Source organism: Nocardiopsis potens DSM 45234 (genome assembly GCF_000341105.1).
Classification (GTDB): Bacteria; Actinomycetota; Actinomycetes; order Streptosporangiales; family Streptosporangiaceae; genus Nocardiopsis_A; species Nocardiopsis_A potens.
The window spans coordinates 25,177-45,080 of the sequence record NZ_ANBB01000035.1; the positions used below are offsets into that span (position 1 = coordinate 25,177).

At 72.5% G+C, this 19,904-nt stretch carries 16 protein-coding genes; 10 read left to right on the forward strand and 6 right to left on the reverse strand.

Annotated elements, in window-relative coordinates:
• Nucleotides 1-223: 223 nt before the first annotated feature.
• A complete protein-coding gene (locus D459_RS0113020; protein WP_017593449.1) occupies nucleotides 224-1,879 on the forward strand; it encodes a glycoside hydrolase family 3 protein in 1,656 nt (551 codons plus the stop codon).
• A gap of 95 nt (nucleotides 1,880-1,974) precedes the next feature.
• Here D459_RS0113020 and D459_RS0113025 read toward each other — a convergent pair whose 3' ends face one another.
• Entirely contained in the window at nucleotides 1,975-3,171 is a 1,197-nt protein-coding gene (locus D459_RS0113025; RefSeq protein WP_026120343.1) for an acyl-CoA dehydrogenase family protein, read from the reverse strand.
• A gap of 161 nt (nucleotides 3,172-3,332) precedes the next feature.
• Here D459_RS0113025 and D459_RS0113030 point away from each other — a divergent pair, with 161 nt between their 5' ends.
• The 3 genes from D459_RS0113030 to pruA all read left to right on the forward strand — a co-directional run bounded on the left by D459_RS0113030 (nucleotide 3,333) and on the right by pruA (nucleotide 6,350).
• Nucleotides 3,333-3,995: an HAD family hydrolase gene (locus tag D459_RS0113030; protein ID WP_017593451.1), complete on the forward strand. Its 663-nt coding sequence runs from the start codon at nucleotides 3,333-3,335 to the stop codon at nucleotides 3,993-3,995.
• An 82-nt stretch (nucleotides 3,996-4,077) separates the two neighbouring features.
• The gene (locus tag D459_RS31525) at nucleotides 4,078-4,530 is read left to right on the forward strand and encodes a DUF6912 family protein (protein ID WP_017593452.1); all 453 of its coding nucleotides are present in this window, start codon (nucleotides 4,078-4,080) and stop codon (nucleotides 4,528-4,530) included.
• Between the two features lie 191 nt (nucleotides 4,531-4,721).
• On the forward strand, nucleotides 4,722-6,350 hold the full coding sequence (gene pruA, locus D459_RS0113045; RefSeq protein WP_017593453.1) for an L-glutamate gamma-semialdehyde dehydrogenase: 1,629 nt from the start codon (nucleotides 4,722-4,724) through the stop codon (nucleotides 6,348-6,350).
• A 331-nt stretch (nucleotides 6,351-6,681) separates the two neighbouring features.
• On the opposite strand, the gene D459_RS0113050 is transcribed toward pruA, so the two are convergent.
• The 4 genes from D459_RS0113050 to D459_RS31530 all read right to left on the reverse strand — a co-directional run bounded on the left by D459_RS0113050 (nucleotide 6,682) and on the right by D459_RS31530 (nucleotide 9,924).
• The gene (locus D459_RS0113050; RefSeq protein WP_017593454.1) at nucleotides 6,682-7,797 is read right to left on the reverse strand and encodes a methyltransferase domain-containing protein; all 1,116 of its coding nucleotides are present in this window, start codon (nucleotides 7,795-7,797) and stop codon (nucleotides 6,682-6,684) included.
• A gap of 607 nt (nucleotides 7,798-8,404) precedes the next feature.
• Nucleotides 8,405-8,701 carry a DUF1330 domain-containing protein gene (locus D459_RS0113055; protein WP_017593455.1) on the reverse strand — a complete coding sequence of 99 codons (297 nt, stop codon included), beginning with the start codon at nucleotides 8,699-8,701 and terminating at the stop codon, nucleotides 8,405-8,407.
• A 274-nt stretch (nucleotides 8,702-8,975) separates the two neighbouring features.
• Nucleotides 8,976-9,419: a hypothetical protein gene (locus D459_RS0113060; protein WP_017593456.1), complete on the reverse strand. Its 444-nt coding sequence runs from the start codon at nucleotides 9,417-9,419 to the stop codon at nucleotides 8,976-8,978.
• 43 nt (nucleotides 9,420-9,462) lie between these two features.
• Complete coding sequence (locus D459_RS31530) at nucleotides 9,463-9,924, reverse strand: hypothetical protein (protein ID WP_051065417.1); 462 nt, start codon at nucleotides 9,922-9,924, stop codon at nucleotides 9,463-9,465.
• A gap of 101 nt (nucleotides 9,925-10,025) precedes the next feature.
• Here D459_RS31530 and D459_RS31535 point away from each other — a divergent pair, with 101 nt between their 5' ends.
• From D459_RS31535 to D459_RS0113085, 4 genes are read left to right on the forward strand one after another with little or no spacing between them, the layout of a single operon-like run.
• Nucleotides 10,026-10,925 carry a helix-turn-helix domain-containing protein gene (locus tag D459_RS31535; RefSeq protein ID WP_338044417.1) on the forward strand — a complete coding sequence of 300 codons (900 nt, stop codon included), beginning with the start codon at nucleotides 10,026-10,028 and terminating at the stop codon, nucleotides 10,923-10,925.
• Nucleotides 10,926-10,930: 5 nt separating this feature from the next.
• Nucleotides 10,931-11,134, forward strand: a complete 204-nt coding sequence (locus tag D459_RS34345) for a DUF397 domain-containing protein (protein ID WP_081620553.1) — start codon at nucleotides 10,931-10,933, stop codon at nucleotides 11,132-11,134.
• Nucleotides 11,076-11,327 (forward strand): DUF397 domain-containing protein, encoded by a 252-nt coding sequence (locus tag D459_RS0113080; protein WP_081620554.1) that lies wholly within the window; start codon nucleotides 11,076-11,078, stop codon nucleotides 11,325-11,327. The genes D459_RS34345 and D459_RS0113080 overlap by 59 nt, the downstream gene beginning before the upstream one ends.
• Complete coding sequence (locus D459_RS0113085; RefSeq protein ID WP_017593460.1) at nucleotides 11,324-11,809, forward strand: hypothetical protein; 486 nt, start codon at nucleotides 11,324-11,326, stop codon at nucleotides 11,807-11,809. Before D459_RS0113080 ends, D459_RS0113085 begins: the two co-directional genes overlap by 4 nt.
• 99 nt (nucleotides 11,810-11,908) lie before the next feature.
• Here the strand turns inward: D459_RS0113085 and D459_RS0113090 are convergent, their stop codons facing one another.
• Nucleotides 11,909-13,501, reverse strand: coding sequence for a hypothetical protein (locus tag D459_RS0113090; RefSeq protein ID WP_040709964.1), 1,593 nt, complete (start codon nucleotides 13,499-13,501; stop codon nucleotides 11,909-11,911).
• Between the two features lie 136 nt (nucleotides 13,502-13,637).
• Between D459_RS0113090 and D459_RS0113095 the strand changes: the two genes are divergently transcribed.
• Together D459_RS0113095 and D459_RS0113100 are read left to right on the forward strand one after the other, a co-directional pair.
• Complete coding sequence (locus tag D459_RS0113095; RefSeq protein ID WP_017593461.1) at nucleotides 13,638-14,336, forward strand: HAD family hydrolase; 699 nt, start codon at nucleotides 13,638-13,640, stop codon at nucleotides 14,334-14,336.
• Nucleotides 14,337-14,882: 546 nt separating this feature from the next.
• The gene (locus D459_RS0113100) at nucleotides 14,883-19,793 is read left to right on the forward strand and encodes an NAD-glutamate dehydrogenase (RefSeq protein WP_017593462.1); all 4,911 of its coding nucleotides are present in this window, start codon (nucleotides 14,883-14,885) and stop codon (nucleotides 19,791-19,793) included.
• Nucleotides 19,794-19,904: the final 111 nt, after the last annotated feature.

Here is a 19,904-nt window from a genome sequence, read left to right on the forward strand (position 1 = left end):
GATGGGCCGAGGGCGGGGCCCGCTCCGGGCCGGGCCCGCGGAGCGGCCCGCCGCCCCGCCGCCGATGGCGCCCCCGGCGGGGGCGGTTCCGGCTACAGTGGGCGCCGCGTCCGGGGAGCGCGTCCCCGGTCCCGCGCGACCGGCCGTTCCGCGCCGGTCCCGGCCGTGCGCCCGCGGGCGCACACCGCCGGTGCGGCCCTGCGAACCGAGAGTCCGACACACGATGCCCCTTCGACGCCTCCTCGCGCCGCTCGGCGCGGGCCTGCTGCTGCTCTCCACAGCCTGTGCACAGGAAGGCGGCGGCTCCTCCGGCGGATCCGGCGGGGCCGGGGCCGGGGAGGGCCCGGACGCCGCCGCCACCGCCGAGGAGGCGATGGCGGGCATGGAGCTGGAGGACAAGGTCGGCCAGCTGCTGGTGCTCACCGCCGCGGGAACGACCGCCGAGGAGAACGCCGAGGCGATCGAGGCCTACCGCCCCGGCGGGTTCATCTACTTCCCGGAGAACCTCGCCGAGGTCGACCGGGTGCCCGAGATGTCCAACGGGCTGCAGGACCTGGCGGCCGACAGCGGTGCCGGGATCCCGCTGTTCCTCGGCATCGACCAGGAGCAGGGGATGGTCTCCCGGATGGAATCGGGGGTGCGCTTCCCGGACGCGATGGCGGTCGGCGCCACCCGCGACCCCGATGAGGCCCGCTCGCTGGCCTCCGCCACCGCCGCCCAGCTGTCCGCGGTCGGCGTCAACCTCGACTACGCCCCGGTCGCCGACGTCAACACCGACCCGAACAACCCGGTCATCGGCAACCGCTCGTTCGGCTCCGACCCCGCCCTGGTCGGGGAGATGGCGGTGGCCGAGGCCGAGGCGTTCCAGGAGGGCGGCGTGGTGCCGGTGGTCAAGCACTTCCCCGGCCACGGCGACACGGACGTGGACAGCCACACCGGCCTGCCGGTGATCGACAAGGACCGCGCCGCCTGGGAGGAGACCGACCTTCCGCCGTTCCGGGAGGCGGTGGAGGCCGGGGTGGACATGATCATGACCGCCCATGTGGTCATGCCCGAGCTGGACCCCTCCGGCGAGCCCGCCACCCTCTCCGCCGAGGTGATCGACGGGATCCTCCGCGGTGAACTGGGCTACGACGGCGTCGTCACCACCGATGCGCTCAACATGGAGGGCGTGCGGGAGACCCACGACGACGGCGAGGTCGCGGTGCGCGCCGTCGAGGCCGGCGCGGACCAGCTGCTCATGCCCCCGGATCCGGCCGCCGCCTTCGACGCGGTGAAGGCGGCCGTGGAGGAGGGCCGGATCAGCGAGGAGCGGCTGGACGAGTCGGTCCGGCGGGTGCTGGAGCTCAAAGCGGAGCGCGGCCTGTTCGGCGCGGAGCCGGTCGCGGCGGACCAGGCCGCCGAGAAGGTCTACGACCCGGAGCACACCGCGGCCGCCGCGCGGCTCGCCGACGCCTCCGTCACCCTGCTGCGCAACGGCGGGGGAGCGCTGCCGGTCGGGGAGGGCGCCGCCGTCGCCGCCACCGGGGTGGGCGCCGAAGAGCTGGGGGAGGCCCTGGAGAAGGCCGGCCTGAAGGTGGTGGACGCCCCCGCCGAGGCCGACCTGGTGGTGGTCGGCACCGACGGCGGCCGCGTCGACCCCGAGGACCGGCAGGCCGTGGCCGCCGCAGGCTCCACCCCGGTCGCCGTGGTCGCGCAGGGGACCCCCTACGACGCCGCCGAGCTGGAGTCCGACGCCTACCTCGCGGTCTACTCCGCGGTGGAGGCCTCCCGGACCGCAGCGGCCCGCGCCATCGCCGGCGAGGTCGCCCCGTCCGGGAGGCTCCCGGTGGCCGTCCCCGGAACCGACTACGGCTTCGGCGCGGGCATCGGCTACTGAGCCGGCCCCGCGTCGCCCCTGCGGTGATCTTGGCGTTCCGGCCCTGTCAGAGCGCTCTGACAGGGCCGGAACGCCAAGATCACCGGGGGAGGCGGTCAGCCCCGGCGCTTGATCTCCCGGCGGGCGATCGAGCGCAGGTGGACCTCGTCCGGGCCGTCGAAGATGCGCATGGCGCGGGCGTGCGCGTACATCAGCGCCAGCGGGAAGTCGTCGCTCACCCCGGCGCCGCCGTGCACCTGGATGGCGCGGTCGATCACCTCGATCGCGGCGCGCGGCGCGGCGACCTTGATCGCGGCGATCTCGGTGCGGGCCTCCTTGGCGCCCTTGGCGTCGATCAGCCAGGCGGTCTTGAGCACCAGCAGCCGGGCCTGCTCGATGGCCAGCCGGGACTCGGCGATCTGCTGCTGGACCACGCCCTGCTCGGCGAGCGGCCTGCCGAACGCGACCCGCTCGTTCGCCCGGCGCACCATCAGCTCCAGCGCGCGCTCGGCCACGCCGAGGGCGCGCATGCAGTGGTGCACCCGGCCGGGGCCGAGCCGGGCCTGGGCGATCATGAAGCCGTCGCCCTCGCCGGCGATCAGGTTCTCCGCGGGCACCCGCACGTCGGTGAAGGTGATCTCGCAGTGGCCCTCCTGGTCCTGGTAGCCGAAGACCGGAAGGGCGCGGACGATCTCCACGCCGGGGGCGTCCCGGGGGACCAGGATCATCGACTGCTGCCGGTGCGCGGGGCCGTCCGGGTCGGTCTTGCCCATCAGGATGAAGACCTCGCAGCGCGGGTCGGCGGCGCCGCTGATCCACCACTTGCGGCCGTTGATCACGTAGGAGTCGCCGTCGCGGACGATCGAGGTGGCGATGTTGGAGGCGTCGGAGGAGGCCACGTCGGGCTCGGTCATCGCGAACGCGGACCTGATGGCGCCGTCCAGCAGCGGCTCCAGCCAGCGCTTCTTCTGCTCCGGGGTGCCGAACATGTGCAGCACCTCCATGTTGCCGGTGTCCGGCGCGGAGCAGTTCAGCGCCTGCGGGGCCAGCGGGGAGCGCCCGGTGACCTCGGCCAGCGTGGCGTACTCGGTGACGCTGAGGCCGCCGACGTCGGGCAGGAAGAGGTTCCACAGGCCGCGCCGGCGGGCCTCGGCCTTGAGGTCCTCCATGATCGGGGGGAGGTCGTGGTTGTCGGGGCCGGCCTCGGCCCGCCACTTCCGGTAGACGGGTTCGGCCGGGTAGACGTGGGAGTCCATGAACTCCTGCAGGTCGGCCAGGTGGTCGCGGGCCTTGGGGCTGAGTCCGAAGTCCATGGGCACGAGTATGCCAATTAGACCGACCAGTCGGTACCCTTCCTTGGTGGGAATTCCCGGCGGCCCCTCCGGGGGTTGGAACCCCTCCGCGGAGGGAAGGAACTCCGCCCCTGCGCCGGTCTCCCGGACCGGCGCCGCGAGAAGGCCGAGGAGGCGGTGCAATGCCCGAGGTCCACCGCGGCATCATCAGCGACTGGGGCGGCGTGCTCACCGGGCCGCTGCCCGAGACCATCGACGCGTGGCTGGCGGCCGACCGGATCGACCGCGACCACTACGCCGCCGTGATGGCCGAATGGTTCGCCGGCATCGGCGACGCCCGCGCCCCCGGCAACGCCATCCACGCCCTGGAGCGGGGCGAGATCTCCGTCCCCGAGTTCGAGCGGTCCCTCGCCGCCGAGCTGCGCCTGGTCGACGGCGGCCCGGTCCCCGCCGAAGGGCTGATCGAGCGGATGTTCTCCGCGTTCCAGCCGGTCGACGAGATGTACCGGGTGCTCGGCGAGGCGCGCCGGCAGGGCGTGCGCACCACCCTGCTCTCCAACTCCTGGGGCAACGGCTACCCCCGGGCCCGGCTGGCCGAGGCCTTCGACGCCCTGGTCATCTCCGGCGAGGTCGGCATGCGCAAACCGGAGCCGGAGATCTTCCGGCACGCCCTGGAGGTCACCGGGCTTCCCCCCGAGCAGTGCGTGTTCATCGACGACCTGGAGCACAACGTCCGGGCCGCCGCCGAACTGGGCATGACCGGCATCCTGCACCGCGACCCCGGGGAGACCCGGGAGCGCCTGGCCGAGGCGTGCGGACTGCGGCTGGACCCGGCCCCCTCCTGACCGGGCGCGCCGCACCGAGCGGCCCCCGGCCTTTGGCAGACTCGACGGGTAAACCGAGGTCCGACGGAGGACGAACCCGACCATGCGCGTCTACCTGCCAACCACCCTGCCCGCCCTCGCCGCAGTGCTCGCCGAAGGGCGGGTGGGCGGAGAGCCGCTCGCCGCCTTCGCGGTCACCGACGCGCTCCGCGCCACCGGCGGCGACGACGAGGAGCTGGAGTACGAGGCGATGCTCGCGGCCGGCGACGCCTCGCTGCGGCTGCTGGCCGCCGACCCGTCCGCCCCGCGCCGCCGGGTGGTGCTGGCCGCGGACGTCCCCGACGCCGTCGTCGTCGCCACCCCGGACCAGGCCGGCCCGGCCTCGGTCGCGATCGGCGGCGCGGTGCCGGTGAAGCGGCTGGCCTCGGGGCACGTCGACGACGCCGACGCGGCCGACGCGATCGGCGCCGCGGCCGCCGACCCCGAGGCCGGGCACCAGGACGAGCACGAGCTCATGTGGTACGCGGTGCAGGAGCTCAAGTACCTCGTCGAATAGGACCCGGCCGGCGCCCTCCCCGGCGCCGTCGCCGTCTCGACCGGACTCGGGGCGGCGGCGGCGCCGAGATCGACGGGGAGGGAGGGCGGGCAGGAGGGGCCGCCGGAATGTGATCCGAGTCATGTTCGGGGTGCGGGTCGGGTAGGGGGACAGCACAGACCCCGCGAACGACCTTCCCGAAAGGCGACGAGATGGATGCCGTGACCAGGGTTCCCGATCCCGTCAACGAGCCGAACCTCGGGTACGCGCCGGGTTCTCCGGAGCGGGCCGAGGTGGAGGCGGAGATCGCCCGGCTGGCCGGCCGGGAGCACGAGCTGACCCAGACCATCGGCGGCGAGCAGCGGATGGGCACCGGCGCGGTCATCCCCGCGGTGCAGCCGCACCGGCACGGGCACGTGCTGGGGCGGATGCCGGAGGCGCGCCCGGCCGAGGTGATGGCCGCGATCGAGGCGGCGCGGGCCGCGGCGCCCGCCTGGCGGGCCATGCCGTTCGACGAGCGGGCCGCGGTCCTGCTCCGCGCCGCCGACCTGCTGGCCGGCCCGTGGCGGCAGACGCTGAACGCCGCCACCATGCTCGGCCAGTCCAAGTCGGTGCAGCAGGCCGAGATCGACGCCGCCTGCGAGCTGATCGACTTCTGGCGGTTCAACGTCTCCTTCGCCCGGCGGCTCCACGAGGAGCAGCCGATCTCGGCCCGCGGGGTGTGGAACCGCCAGGAGCTCCGCCCGCTGGAGGGCTTCGTCCTGGCCATCACCCCGTTCAACTTCACCGCGATCGCCGGCAACCTGCCCACCGCCCCGGCGCTGATGGGCAACACCGTGGTGTGGAAGCCCTCGCCCACCCAGACCTTCTCCGCCTGGTACCTGATGCGGCTGCTGGAGGAGGCGGGGCTGCCGCCCGGGGTGATCAACATGGTCACCGGCGTCGGCGAGGCGGTCTCCGAGACCGCCCTGGCCCAGCCGGACCTGGCCGGGATCCACTTCACCGGCTCCACCCGGACCTTCCAGCACCTGTGGCGGACGGCCGGCGAGAACATCGCCAACTACCGGTCCTACCCGCGGATCGTCGGCGAGACCGGCGGCAAGGACTTCATCGTCGCGCACTCCTCGGCCGACCCCGAGGTGCTGCGCACCGCGATGATCCGCGGCGCCTTCGAGTACCAGGGCCAGAAGTGCTCCGCGGCCTCCCGCGCGTACGTGCCGCGCAGCGTGTGGGCGGCGGTCCGGGACGACCTGCTCTCCCAGACCGAGTCGCTGACCATGGGCGACGTCACCGGGGACGTGTCCACCTTCATGGGCGCGGTGATCGACGACCGCGCCTTCGCCAAGAACAGCGCGGCGCTGAGCCGGGCCAAGGCCACCGACTCCATCACCGTGCTCACCGGCGGCACCGCCGACGACTCGGTCGGCTACTTCGTCCGCCCCACCGTGCTGGAGTGCGACGACCCGGAGGACGAGGTGTTCAGCACCGAGTACTTCGGCCCGATCCTGGCGGTGCACGTCTACGACGACGACCGCTACGAGCAGGTGCTGGCGCAGATGGCCGACGTCGCACCGTACGCGCTGACCGGCGCCGTCATCGCCCGCGACCGGGCCGCGGTCGCCGCCGCCGACGCGGCGCTGCGGTTCTCCGCCGGGAACTTCTACGTCAACGACAAGCCGACCGGCTCCATCGTCGGCCAGCAGCCCTTCGGCGGCGCTCGCGCCTCCGGCACCAACGACAAGGCCGGCTCGGTCTTCAACCTCATCCGCTGGGCCAGCCCCCGCGCGATCAAGGAGACCTTCGTCCCGCCCACCGACTGGCGCTACCCGTACATGGGCTGACCGGACCGCCCGCCCCCGCCCCGCGAACCGGGGGCGGGCCCCGCACGGCCCCTATCGTCGCGCTCCGCGCGCGGTCCGCCATCGGCACCGCCGCTCTGCGGCCGACGGCTCCATCCCCACCGTCCGCCCCGGTGGGAGGGGAAAACGGCACATGGCGTTCTGCGGCTGCTTCTTCGGAGCGGTCCGGCCTGCGGCCGAGACGGCTCCGTCCCCACCGTCCGCCACTTCACTTCACGCAGGCGGCCGGGCCCACCCGCCCCCTGATGCGCTGGTGGTGCGGCTCGGCGGGCGGCTGATCCGTCAGGGGCATTGGTGCTGTTCGCGGAACGGTTCAACCAGAGGCAGGGCGATCCGCTTCGTGCACCCACTCGCCGATCTCCTCGGCGCTGACCCGGTACAAGCCGTGCTCAGGGGCGGCGTCCAAGTGGAAGGCGGTCAGGGCGGGGAACCCGGCCCCCTCCAGTGTTCGGTAGGCGGCGGTGAACCGGTCCGCGAGCCCCGTCGGGCCGCCCATCGTCAGTGCGCCGTCGGGCCACAGGTAGGCCCATGAGCCGTCCGGGGCGCCGAGGTAGACGATCCGGCGCGGGGATCCGTCGAAGGGGCGCATGCCGACCCCGATACGCACGCCCGGAAGCATGAGCATCAGAGGCGTCATCGCCCCGGAGTCGATCACCTCGTCCGAGGCGGCCTCGAAGGTCCCCACCGCGTCGGGCGCGGCACCGAGGCCGGGGAACCGCTCCGCCGGGGGACGCTGGTCCCGGGAGCGCATGAACGATCCTTCGCGCACGAACCCGCCGGTCAGGCGGTCGCCCTCGGCGCGCACGGCGACGACGGGGGTGCTGTGCGACTGCGGGTCGGGCGACCACGGGAGCACGGCCGCGGCGCCCGGGGCGAGGAACCCCGCCAGCTCTGCGGGGATGCGGTTCATCGAGCACGTCACCAGGACGGCGTCGTAGGAGCCGGGCGCATCGTGCAGTGTCCCGGTCACCACCCGGGCGGAGGTGCCGGAGAGGGCCCGCTCGGCGTGCTCGGCCACGCCCGGGTCGACCTCCACCGTGGTCACCCGCCCGCGAGCGCCGACGAGTTCGCAGAGGACGGCGGCGTTCCACCCGGTCCCGGCGCCCACCTCCAGCACCCGCATGCCGGGCCCGAGGCCGGCCGCTTCGATCATGTCGGCCATGACCTGGGGCGCCGACGACGATGATGTGGGGGTGTTGACGGTTCCCGCGCCGCCGTCGTTGGCCTGGGTCGTCACCGCGTCGTCGGTGTAGACGGTTCTCGCCCACGCATGGGGTTTCTGCGAGCGGATGAGCGGGAGCCCGGTCGGATCCGGCCAGATCACATCCGGGATGAACCGGTGCCGGGGGTGGGCGGCGAACGCACCGCGGATCTCGGGCGTGGTGTCGATCCCGGCGACCAGCCGGGCGTGCGCCTTGCCCAGATCCATTCAGAGGACTCCGCTTCCGCCGCAGTCGGGGCAGGCCACGGCCTCTTTCTTCCAAGGGCCGGTGCCGTCTTTGTCGAACCAGATCACACCGGAGCCGCCGCACTTGCCGCAGTCCGCCGTTCTCGGCACTTGGAGCGGTGCACCGACTCTCGGATGCAGGGGGAGAGGGAAAACCATGGCCACAGTTTCTCCCGGCGCAGGGCGTCTAGGCGAGCAGGTTGATGACGTAGGTGGTGAAGACGGCGGCGCACAGGGCTGCGAAGGCAGTGAGGGTAGGGGGCTCCTATCTCATCGCCGTCCGGAGCGAACAGCAGGGTCTTGCCGCTCATCGAGGTGATGCCGATGTCGGGTGAGGTCATCGGCGAGCCGCTTCAGGAGGGGGCGTCACTGCGGTTCCGACAAGATCGTCATGAGGCTCTTAAGCCGTGTTCGAGAATTGAGGAAGCCTCCGGTCGAATCTGTTGTGCTGCAACAGGACCCGGCCGGAGGCTTCAATCGTCGAACGTGACAGGACGTGGAGATCTGACCGATGACCAGTGGGAACGGCTGCGCCGCCGGCCACCGGGGCGGGTCGGCTTCGTGTTCGTCGCCGACGCGGCTTCGATCGTCAGTTGAGGCCTTCGACAATGCGGAAGTCGCGCTCGAAGCCGTCGGGGAGTGCGGCCAGCGCCTTCTGGTAGGCCGCGCTCGCGCGTGCGGCGACCGCCTGTTCGAAGCTGTCGAACTCGATCAGGACGACGCGCTCGGCGATTCCGGCTTCGTGTGCGTCGACCCGGCCACCGATGCCGGCGAGCACCCGCCCGCCTGCGGCCTTGACGGCTATACCTGCCAGTTCGTTGTAGACACCAAGCGTCTCGGGGTGCTCGATGGTCGGGTAGACGCTGACCCAGTAGCCCTTGGGCATGGAACCTCCAGTACCGGGATGAGTGCTTCGAATTCCGAAGCGCTGTTGCGATGTGCGACGCTACTGTTTCGGAATCCGAAGCACAAGGGTTGACGGAGAGCCGTGAACGCGTCGCCGACGCCCATGCCGGGTCGACCGGGAGTGCGCGGCGGCTCTTCGATCCCGACGATCGCGGCCGCCTCGGGTGCGGAGGCCCGGCCTGAGGACCGGCCATGCCCGGAGAGTACAGCGGCACAGAGCGGCGGAACAGGTACAGAGTGTTCTCCCTGGGGAGTCAGGCGAGCAGGCCGATGGCGTAGGCGGTGAGGACGGCGGCGCAGAGGACCGCGAAGGCGGCGGGGGAGAGGGGAGCCGGGAGCCGCTGCCGGGCGGCCGGGTGCGGGTGGGGCGCGGGGCGGGCGCGGTGGTGCCGTGCTGGGGGAGCGGGGGCGCGGTCCGGGGCGAGTTCCTCCATGGTGCGGCGCATCCACGGCGGGAGGGAGCCGGTGTCGGCCCGGTAGGAGGCGGGGGCGTGCGGGGACGGGCCGGTGCGCGGGCCCGGGGCGGGGCCGGCGGCGGGGCGAGGGGCGGTCGCGTAGGCGCGGTGCCGGGCTCCGGCCGGGGCGAAGCGGCGTCCGCGCGGGCGGGAGGTGACGGCGCGCAGCCGGTCGGTGGTCCGGGACGCGGTCGGGGACGTTGCCGGGAAGCCGGCCGGGGGCGTCGATGAGCTGGACGGCATGGGGGTTCACCCGTTTCCTCTCGGTTCGGATCAGGCGTTCGGGTCAGGCGGCGACCGCGGCGGTGCGGTCGAGGGCGAACCAGACGGTTCGCGAGGAGGTGTCGCCGTGGGTGCCCCAGGCGGCGGAGAGCGCGGCGACCAGGGCCAGCCCGCGGCCGGACGAGTCCCAGGTCAGGGTGGATTTCGGAGCGATGCGGGGGCGGGTCGAGCCGGCGCCGCAGACGAGGACGCAGACCTGGGCGGCCAGGACTTCGACGGTGACGTGCAGCGGGCGGCACCGGGCGAGCAGGCCGGTGCGCGGGCAGGCGGTGTTGCGGGAGTCCCCGTGGATCAGCGCGTTGGTGACGAGTTCGCTGGTCAGGAGGGCGGCGGTGCTGTGGGTGTCCGCCGGTTCGGCGCGCAGGACGAGGGAGACGTACTCCCGCGTGGTGCGCACCTCGCCCAGCCGCAGGCCGGGCAGGAACAGTGTCGTGACATCGGGCTGGAAGCCGTGTGCGAGGGACACAGGAGCTCACCTCAAGGGAGAGAGCGGAAGATGACACGCTCGGTGTGAACGCGATTACAGTGAAGCGCAGTCAACTGCTATCTGCAAGTCTCATTTAGAAGTTGAGCGACTTGTCCCCCGATGTGAAGAAACGGCAAGATCCCAGCATGGAGCGGAATCCGACTCTCGCCCAGTGGCGCCTCGCTCGACAGCTCAGGCAGCTGCGTGGTGATCGAAAATTCAATGATGTCGTCAAGGCGCTGCGTACGAGCGGTGGCAGTCTGGCGCGCTGGGAGACCCCGGGAGATCGTGGCGCGGTTCCCGGCCCGGCTGCTCTCGAACGCCTCTGCCAGGTGTACGAAGCCACTGAGCGTTTCGAGGAGCTCATGGAGCTCCGCCGCCAGGCGCGTCGGCCCGACTACTGGCAGCCCTACGATCTGGAGCGCAGCTATCGGACATATGCCAATGTGGAAGCGCAGGCGTCGGTCGTCGAGATGTTTCACTCGCAGCTCGTGCCCGGGCTTGTGCAGACCGAGGCTTATGCCAGAGCCGTGATCGAGGCGACGCTCCGCCCCAACAGCGATGTTGATCGTGAAGTCGAGGTGCGGAAGGAGCGACAGGCCGTTCTGGAAAGTGAACGTCCTCCGCATCTCAAACTGGTCATCGCTGAAGGAGCGCTCCGACAGCAGGTCGGCCCACCTGCCGTCATGGCCGAGCAAGTCCGGAGACTGATCACTCTTTCTGGAGACGGCGCTGTCTCTCTGCGGGTACTTCCGTTCTCTGCCGGGGCTCATCCCGGCATGCGCCGAACGTCATTCGTCATCCTCCGGGTCGAGGAGGAAGAGCTCGAGGCGGTCTACATCGAGGGACAAGACTCCAGCCGGTTCTCCTCCGAGCAGGAGGAGATAGCAGACTACTCCTCGGTGTTCGAGCATCTCCAAGCCGTCTCCACAGAGGAGGGGAAGGCCACGCGGTCGCTGCTGGAGAGCATCGCCCAAGTCCATGAGCAGCGGGAGGAATGATTCCGATGACCTCGGTTTCAAGGGAGAGGCTGTGCTGGAAGAAGTCCAGCTACAGCGGCTCTCAGGGAGAATGTGTTGAAGTCGCCGGGCTCTCTGAGCAGATGGCTGTGCGGGACTCCAAGAACCTCGCTTCCGGGTACCTCGTGTTCGATGGTACTGAATGGACGAGTTTCCTTCGAACCCTCAAGGGTGGTGGCTTTTGTGTATGAATCGTGCGCGAACGCGGTATGGCGCAAGTCGAACTACTCCCAGAACCGGGGAGCCTGCGTCGAAGTGGCTGACCTGCCTGGTCGGTCGGCGGTGCGGGACTCCGTGAACCCGGAGGCCGGGCACCTCGCCTTCAGCGGCGTGGAATGGGCCTCCTTCCTCCGGACCCTGAAGAACAGCGAGGTGGCCTCTTGACTCGGATCGGGATCACCGGGCACTCCAACCTCACCGCCGACACCATCGACCTGGTGCGGCGAGCCCTCAAGGAGGCCCTCGCCCCCTACGCCGGGAACGGGCTGGTCGGGCTCTCCTGCCTGGCGAAGGGCGCCGACCAGCTGTTCGCCGAGGAGGTCCTGGAGGCCGGCGGGCGGCTGGAGGCGATCCTCCCCTCGGCCGACTACCGGGAGGCCAAGGTCGCCCCCGCCGAACGGGACGCCTTCGACGGGCTGCTCATCCGCTCCGACCTGGTCCGCTACATGCCGCACCGGACCGCGAGCGAGGCCGCCTACGCCGAGGCCAACGCCACCGTCCTGAACGGCGTCGACCGCCTCTTCGCGGTCTGGGACGGCCGTCCCGCCGGCGGTAAGGGCGGCACCGGGGACGCCGTCGAGGCCGCACGGGCGGCCGGGGTCCCGGTCGAGGTCATCTGGCCGGACGGGGCCGCCCGCGAAGGCTGACCCGGCCCGGGCGTTGATCTTGACGTTGCGGGGCTGTCAACGGGCCTTGATGGCCCCGCAACGTCAAGATCAACGGGGTCGGGGCGGCCCGGCCCCGGGTCAGCCGGAGGCGAGCAGGCGCCGGATCGCCTCAAGGTCGCCGGCGGCCCGGGACCGGGTCTCCTCGGCCCGTTCCAGGTAGGCCCGCCACTCGTCGGCGGCCTTCTCCACCCGGGTGCGGAGCCGGGCGCCCTCGGCCTCCGCGGACGTGCGGACCTCGTCGTCCTTCTTCCGCTCGGAGAGGTGGAGCAGCCCGCCGACCAGGAACCCGCCGACGGCGAAGGCCCACAGCGACATCTCGCCGGAGAGCAGTGCGCCCACCGCGAAGACGGCGCCGCCGGCCGCGATCGCGATCGGCAGCATCCGGGACCCGCCGGGCCCGTCGTACGCCTCCACCGCGCGCCGCTCGCCCGCGGCCAGCTCCCCCTGGTCCGCCCCCTGCGCGCCGATCCGCACCGAGACGCCCCCGCTCTGCGCGGCGGCCCGGTCCGGCAGCGGCCCCCGGACCTGCTCCGCGCAGCGCTCGGCGGCGGCGCGCAGCTCCGGGGCGAGCAGCCGGCGGGCGAACACGGCGCCCGCCGGCGAGGCGTCCGCATCGGTGCAGATCTCCACCAGCAGCTCGGCGGCGGGGTCGGTCACCGCGTCCCAGGCCGGGACCTCGACGTCGGCGGAGGCGTCGCCGCTGCTCTCCACCACGGCGCGCAGCTGCGCGGCCCGGCGGACCAGCGGGGCCTCCTCCCGGCTCCCCTCCTCGACCAGCAGGCGCAGCACCCGCTCGGCCTCGGCGAGCTCGGCCGGGGCGTCGGGGACCTCGTCTCCGCCGTCCGGCGGTGCGGCCTCCAGGCGGGACCGGATGGCGGCGAGCCGCGCGGCGGCGGTGAAGAGCCCGTCCAGCGGCTCGGCCGGGGAGACCCCGGACGGCGGCTTCGGCGCCGCCGCGTTCCGGCCGACCCGGCGCAGCACCTCCTCGGCCGCGGACTCGGAGGCCTCCCGCCCCTCCTCCCCGTCGCGCAGCCGCTCCTCGGAGACGGCCAGCGCGCGCTCGGCGGCGGTCTCCCCGAACCGGCCCTCGACGGCCAGGAGCAGCAGCACCCGCTGGTAGGCGGTGACCTGCTCGGGCAGTGAGGGCAGCACGCCGGGCAGGATCCACGCGGCCAGGCCGGGCGCCGCCTCCGGCGCCTTCACCGCCGCGGCCAGCAGCGCGAACACCCCCGCCCGCAGCGGGTCGCGGTCGGCGCCCTCGGAGAAGTGCCGCTGCGCCCCCGCGACGTCGCCGGAGAGCAGCGCGTCCAGGCCGCGGGCGCACGGCGCCAGCCAGTAGCCGGCGGGGTCGGGGAGGTCGTCGAGGGGCGGCTCGGCGCCGTCCAGCATGCCCAGCACCCGGTGCCGGACCAGTGCGCACGGGGTGAACAGGGCCAGCCGCTCGCGCACGTCGCTGAGTTCGACGAAGGCGTCGAAGGAGGCGGAGATGCGGTCGATCCGCTGCTCCAGGGTGCCCCGGATGTGCTTGAGCTCGGAGTTGAGCCGCCGCCGGGCGCTGCTCAGCTCGGCGTTGAGCTCCCGGATCGCCTCGTTCTGCGCGCGGTCGCTGGCGGCCCCGCCCCAGGAGTTGTCCCCGGAGAAGAGCCCCGGGTCGATCAGCCTGTCCTGCACGCGATCCCCTTCCCGGCGGTGCACCGTCCTCCGACTGGGACGCCGCGGGCGGGGGGTCGGTTCCGGGGTGCGGCAAGATAGAGGGGCCACCGACAGCCCTTCGCCAGCAAGGAGAGCCGCCATCAGCCGCCTGGTCTTGTGGAATGTCGACCCCACCCTCGTCGACGCCGCGCAGGTCACGCGCGCCGCCTATGCCGAGGCGTTCGAGAGGGTCACCGGGGTGCCGCTGGTCTACCTCGCCCCGACGGCGGGGCGCACCGACTCCGAGATCTTCTTCGAGTTCTTCGCCCGCAACGACGTGGACGGCGAACCCGGCGAGGAGCCGCTCGCGGCCTACCTGGACGCGCTGGCCGAGGGCTTCGCCCGGCGGCGGGACCAGCTCACCGCGCGCGGGCGGGCGGCCCAGGGCGCGCGGGAGGCGCTGGCCGCGGTCGCAGCCATGGACGACACCGTGCAGACGGTGGTCACCGGCACGATCATGCCCAACGCGGTGGCCAAGCTCGCCGCGTTCGGCCTGGACGCCCACCTCGACCTGGCCATCGGCGGCTTCGGCTCCGAGCACTACCCCAAGGCCAGCCTGATCCAGTTCACCCGGATGCGGGCGGGGGAGGCCAAGGGCGCGGCCTTCCCCGAGGAGTCCACCGTCTATATCACCGACTCGGTGCGCGACGTGGAGGCCGCGGTGATCGGCCGGGCCGCGCCGATCGCGGTGCTCAGCGGGTCGGCCACCGAGTCGCAGCTGCGCGCCGCCGGGGCCGGCCAGGTGCTGCCCGACCTCACCGACCCCCAGGCGGTGGTGAGCGCGGTCCGCCGGGCCACCGCCCTCCCCGGCTGACCCTCCCCCAGCCCTCCCCGGCGCCGGTTCCGGTGCCGGGAGCGCGGCGTGCGCGGGGGAATCGATGCGGAGGGCGGCGGTGGCGGAGGGGATCGGGTATGAAGGAGGGGAACCCGCCCTCCCCGAACCCCTGTCCGGAAGCGGACGGCCGCGCCGGGGCACTGGCCCCTTCCGGTGCGGCGCCGTAGCGTCCTGAGTGGGCCCTCCTGTGCCGAGCTGCGTTCTTCCAGCTGAAACGTGGGGTTACGTAACGTTAACGGCTATGAAGGTGTCGAGTGGGGTGAACCCGTGTTAATCGGAGTAGCCTGTCTCAAGGCGAAGGCCGGACAAGGGCGTCCGGCCGATACGGCCACGACCTGTGCGCACAGGCACCCCGTGCGGGGCCGTGCCGCCTCCGCGGGTGACCGCTGGGCGGTACGGCGCCGCCGGCGGTAACAGAACTTCACAAGTCACATCACCCGATGATCCACGTGACGAGGCGTGGCGCCGGCCGGCGGGCCGGAACCACGGCGACCCCCGACGACTCACAAAGGAGTGAGATCGAACATGCCCGCCCAGCCTGACGCCGTTCAGGACCGACTGGTGAGCGAATCAATCGCGGAATGGACCGAGCGGAGCGGGAGCGCCCCCGACGGCGCCGACCCCGCCGAGCGGATCGGCGCCGCCGGCGGCCCCGAGAGCGCCGAGCGCTTCCTCAAGCTCTACTACCGCCACGTCGCCCCCGAGGAACTCAAGGAGCGGACCGCCTCCGGCGTCTGCGGCCCCGCGCTGGCGCACCGCGCCTTCGCCGAGGAGCGGCAGCAGGGTCGTGCCAAGGTCCGCGTGTTCAACCCCACCTCGGCCGAGGACGGCTGGGACAGCGGCGCCACCGTCGCCCAGATCGTCACCGACGACGCCCCCTTCCTCGTCGGGTCGGTCACCATGGAGCTGACCCGGCTGGGCATCGGCGTCCGCCTGGTGGTCCACCCCCAGCTGCGGGTCTCCCGCGACCTGAACGGCCGCCTCCTGGAGGTCGAGCCGGAGGACGACGGCGAGGGCCTGCTGCCGATCGCCGAGTCCTGGATGCACCTGGAGCTGGACCGCCAGACCGACCCCGCGATGCTCAAGCAGCTCGCCTCCGACCTGGAGCGGGTCCTCGGCGACGTGCGCGAGGTCGACGAGGACAAGGGCAAGATGCGCGCCCGCGCCACGGCGCTGGCCGAGGAGGTCGCCTCCTCCGTACCGGTGCTCGCCAAGGGCGGCGTGCCGGCCCGGGAGATCGGCGAGAGCGAGGAGTTCCTCCGCTGGGCCGCCGACGGCCACTTCTACTTCATGGGCTACCGCGAGTACGACCTGGTCACCGACGCGGAGGGCAACGAGGCCCTCAAGCCCCGCGCCGGCAGCGGCCTGGGCATCCTGCGGATGGACGCGCACGTCTCGGAGAGCTTCGCGGCGCTGCCGCCCGCGGTCCGGGCCAAGGCGCGCGAGCCGCACGTCCTGGTGCTCACCAAGGCCAACTCGCGGGCCACCGTGCACCGCCCGCGCTACCTGGACTACATCGGCGTCAAGGAGTTCAACGCCGAGGGCGAGATCGTCGGCGAGCGCCGCTTCCTGGGCCTGTTCACCCACGAGGCGGTCACCAGCAGCATCAAGCAGATCCCGATCCTCCGCCGCAAGCTGGCCGAGGTGCTCGACCTGGCCGGCTTCGACCCCGAGTCCTACGACGGCAAGGACCTCACCGAGGTGCTGGAGGGCTTCCCGCGCGAGGAGCTGTTCCAGACCTCGGTGGAGGAGCTGCACCGGGTCGTGATGGGCGTGCTGCGGCTGCGCGAGCGGCGCGGCACCCGGCTGTTCATGCGCCGCGACGTGTACGGCCGGTACATGTCCTGCCTCATCTACATGCCGCGCGACCGGTACAACACCAAGGTCCGGATGGAGGTGCAGCGGGTCCTCGGCGAGGCGTTCGCCGGCGCCACCCTGGACCACAGCGTGATGGTCGGCTCGGCGCCGCTGGCCCGGCTCTACATCATCGTCCGCGCCCCGCGCGAGTCGGCGCTGCCCGAGGTGGACCACGCCGAGCTGGAGGCCGAGATCGTCCGCGCCTCCCGCTCCTGGGACGACGACCTGCTGGTCGAGCTCGCCGAGCGGTTCGGCGCCGACGAGGCCGCCGACGTGATGCGCGAGTTCGGCACCGCGCTGCCCGAGGGGTACAAGGTCGACACCGACCCGCGCACCGCGGTCGACGACATCTCCCGGATCTCCGCGCTCGGCGAGGACGAGCTCGCGGTCAACCTGCACCGCAAGGGCGACGGCGACGGCCCCTGGCACCTCAAGCTGTACCGGCGCGGCGCGCCGGTCTCGCTCTCCCGGGTGCTCCCGCTGCTGGAGAACATGGGCGTCGAGGTGGTCGACGAGCGCCCCTACGGCATCACCGGCCCGGGGGCGCGGCGCGGGGGCGAGGCCCGCGCCTGGGTCTACGACTTCGGCCTGGCGCCGCTGGACGGCGCGGTCGAGACCGAGCCGAACCGGCTCAAGTTCCTCTTCGAGGACGCCTTCACCGCGCTGTGGGAGGGCCGCGGCGAGTCCGACGGCTTCAACGCGCTGGTGCTCAACGGCGGCCTGGACTGGCGCCAGCTCACCGTGCTCCGCGCCTATGCCAAGTACCTGCGCCAGACCGGCAGCACCTTCACCCCCGCCTACATGGCCGATGTGCTGGTCTCCAACGTGCGCATCGCGAGCCTGCTGGTGAAGCTCTTCGAGTCGCGCTTCACGCCGCACTCCGACGCCGGCCGGGCCGAGCGCTCCGAGGGCATCACCGAGGAGATCCGCGGCGAGCTGGACCAGGTCGCCAGCCTGGACTCAGACCGCATCCTGCGCTCCTTCCTGGCCGCGATCGAGGCCACCCTGCGCACCAACCACTTCCAGACCGACGCGGCCGGGCTGCGCAAGCCCTACCTCACGCTCAAGCTGGACCCGCAGGCCATCCCGGACCTGCCGGACCCGCGGCCCAGATTCGAGATGTTCGTGTACTCGCCCCGGGTGGAGGGCGTGCACCTGCGCTTCGGCCCGGTCGCCCGCGGCGGCCTGCGCTGGTCGGACCGGCCGGAGGACTTCCGCACCGAGATCCTCGGCCTGGTCAAGGCGCAGATGGTGAAGAACTCGGTGATCGTGCCGAACGGCGCCAAGGGCGGCTTCGTCTGCAAGCGGCTGCCCGCCGGCGGCGACCGGGACGCGGTGATGGCCGAGGTCGTGGAGTGCTACCAGCAGTTCATCAGCGGCCTGCTGGACGTCACCGACAACCTCGTCGGCGGCACCGTGGAGCACCCCGATGACGTGGTCCGGCACGACGGCGACGACTACTACCTGGTGGTCGCCGCGGACAAGGGCACCGCGACCTTCTCCGACACCGCCAACGCCATCGCCAAGCGGCGCGGATTCTGGCTCGGCGACGCCTTCGCCTCCGGCGGCTCGGTCGGCTACGACCACAAGGCCATGGGCATCACCGCCCGCGGCGCCTGGGAGTCGGTCAAGTACCACTTCCGGGAGATGGGCACCGACGTGCAGAGCGAGGAGTTCACCGCGGTCGGCGTCGGCGACATGTCCGGCGACGTGTTCGGCAACGGCATGCTGCTCTCCGAGCACATCCGGCTGGTGGCCGCCTTCGACCACCGGCACGTCTTCATCGACCCCGACCCGGACGCGGCGGTCTCCTACGCCGAGCGGCGCCGCCTGTTCGAGCTGCCCCGCAGCTCCTGGGCGGACTACGACGAGAAGCTCGTCTCCGCGGGCGGCGGGGTCTTCCCGCGGACCGCGAAGTCGATCCCGGTCACCCCGCAGATCCGGGCCGCGCTGGGCATGCCGGACGACGTCACCGCGGTGACGCCGTTCGAGCTCATCCAGCACATCCTGCGCGCCCCGGTGGACCTGCTGTGGAACGGCGGCATCGGCACCTACGTCAAGTCGTCGGTGGAGACCGACGCCTCGGTCGGCGACAAGGCCAACGACCCGGTCCGGGTCAACGGCTCCGAGCTGCGCTGCAAGGTGGTCGGCGAGGGCGGCAACCTCGGCCTGACCCAGTTGGGCCGGATCGAGTACGCGCTGGCCGGCGGCCGGGTGAACACCGACTTCATCGACAACTCCGCCGGGGTGGACACCTCCGACCACGAGGTGAACATCAAGATCATGCTGGACCGCGAGGTCCGCGCCGGCCGGCTCTCCCAGTCCGACCGGGACGAGCTGTTCCTGGGGATGACCGACGAGGTCGCCGAGCTGGTCCTGGACGACAACTACGCGCAGAACGTGGTGCTGGCCGCGGCCCGCAAGCAGACCAACGAGATGCTGCACGTCCACTCGCGCTACATGCGCAGGCTGGAGCGCGACGGCGACCTGGACCGCAAGCTGGAATTCCTGCCGGACGAGAAGGCCATCGCGGCCCGCCGCTCCAGCGGCCAGGGGCTGACCGGCCCGGAGTTCGCCACCCTCATCGCGTACACCAAGATCACGCTGAAGGACGCGGTCGCCGAGAGCGACCTGCCGGGCGACCCCTACCTGCGGTCCACCCTGACCGAGTACTTCCCCACGGCGCTGCGCGAGCGCTACGCCGACGCCATGCCCGAGCACCCGCTGGCCCGGGAGATCATCACCAACCGGGTCGTCAACGACATGGTGAACCGGTCCGGCTCCACGTTCGCCTTCCGGATGAACGAGGAGCTGGGCGCGGGCCCGGCCGACATCGCCCGGGCCTACCTGGTGGCGATGGACGTCTTCGGGCTGCGCGGCTTCTGGTCGGCGGTGGAGGAGCTGGACCACGTCATCGACGTCGACACCCAGCTGCAGATGCTGCTGGAGGCGCGCAAGCTCACCGAGCGCTGCACCCGCTGGCTGCTGCGCAACCGCCCGGGCCGGTTCGGCATCGGCGAGGAGGTCGCCTACTTCGCCGAGGGCGCCGCGGAGATCGTGCCGCAGCTGCCCGAGCTGCTGGAGGGCCGCGACCTGGCCGCCTACCAGGAGCGCCGGGACGCCCTCAAGGGGCGCGGGGTGCCCGCCGAGCTCGCCGAGCGGGTCGCCGGGATGGTCCCGGCCTACTCGGTGTTCGACCTGGTCTCGGTCGCCGACCAGACCGGCCGGCCGCTGCGCAAGGCCGCCGAGGTCTACTTCGACCTGGCCGACCGGCTGCAGATCAGCCGGCTGCGGGAGCGCATCATCGCGCTGCCGCGGGACGACCGGTGGGCCACCATGGCCCGCTCGGCGGTCCGCGACGACCTGTACGCCACGCACGCCGAGCTCACCCGGGACGTGCTCCGCTCCGGCGGGGCCGAGGAGTCGGCCGAGTCGCTGTCGGCGCACTGGGCCGAGCAGAACCTGGAGTCGGTCAAGCGGGCCGGGGAGACCACCTCGGAGATCTGGGAGACCGAGCGGTTCGACCTGGCCACGCTCTCCGTGGCGCTGCGCTCCATCCGCTCGCTGACCGGGGAGTGACCCGGACGACCGGACACCGGTGACCGGGGCCGGCCCGCGCGGGCCGGCCCCGGTCCCGCTCCTCCGCCGCCGTGCGCTCCGCCTCCGAGAGGGCGGGGCGCACGGCGGCGG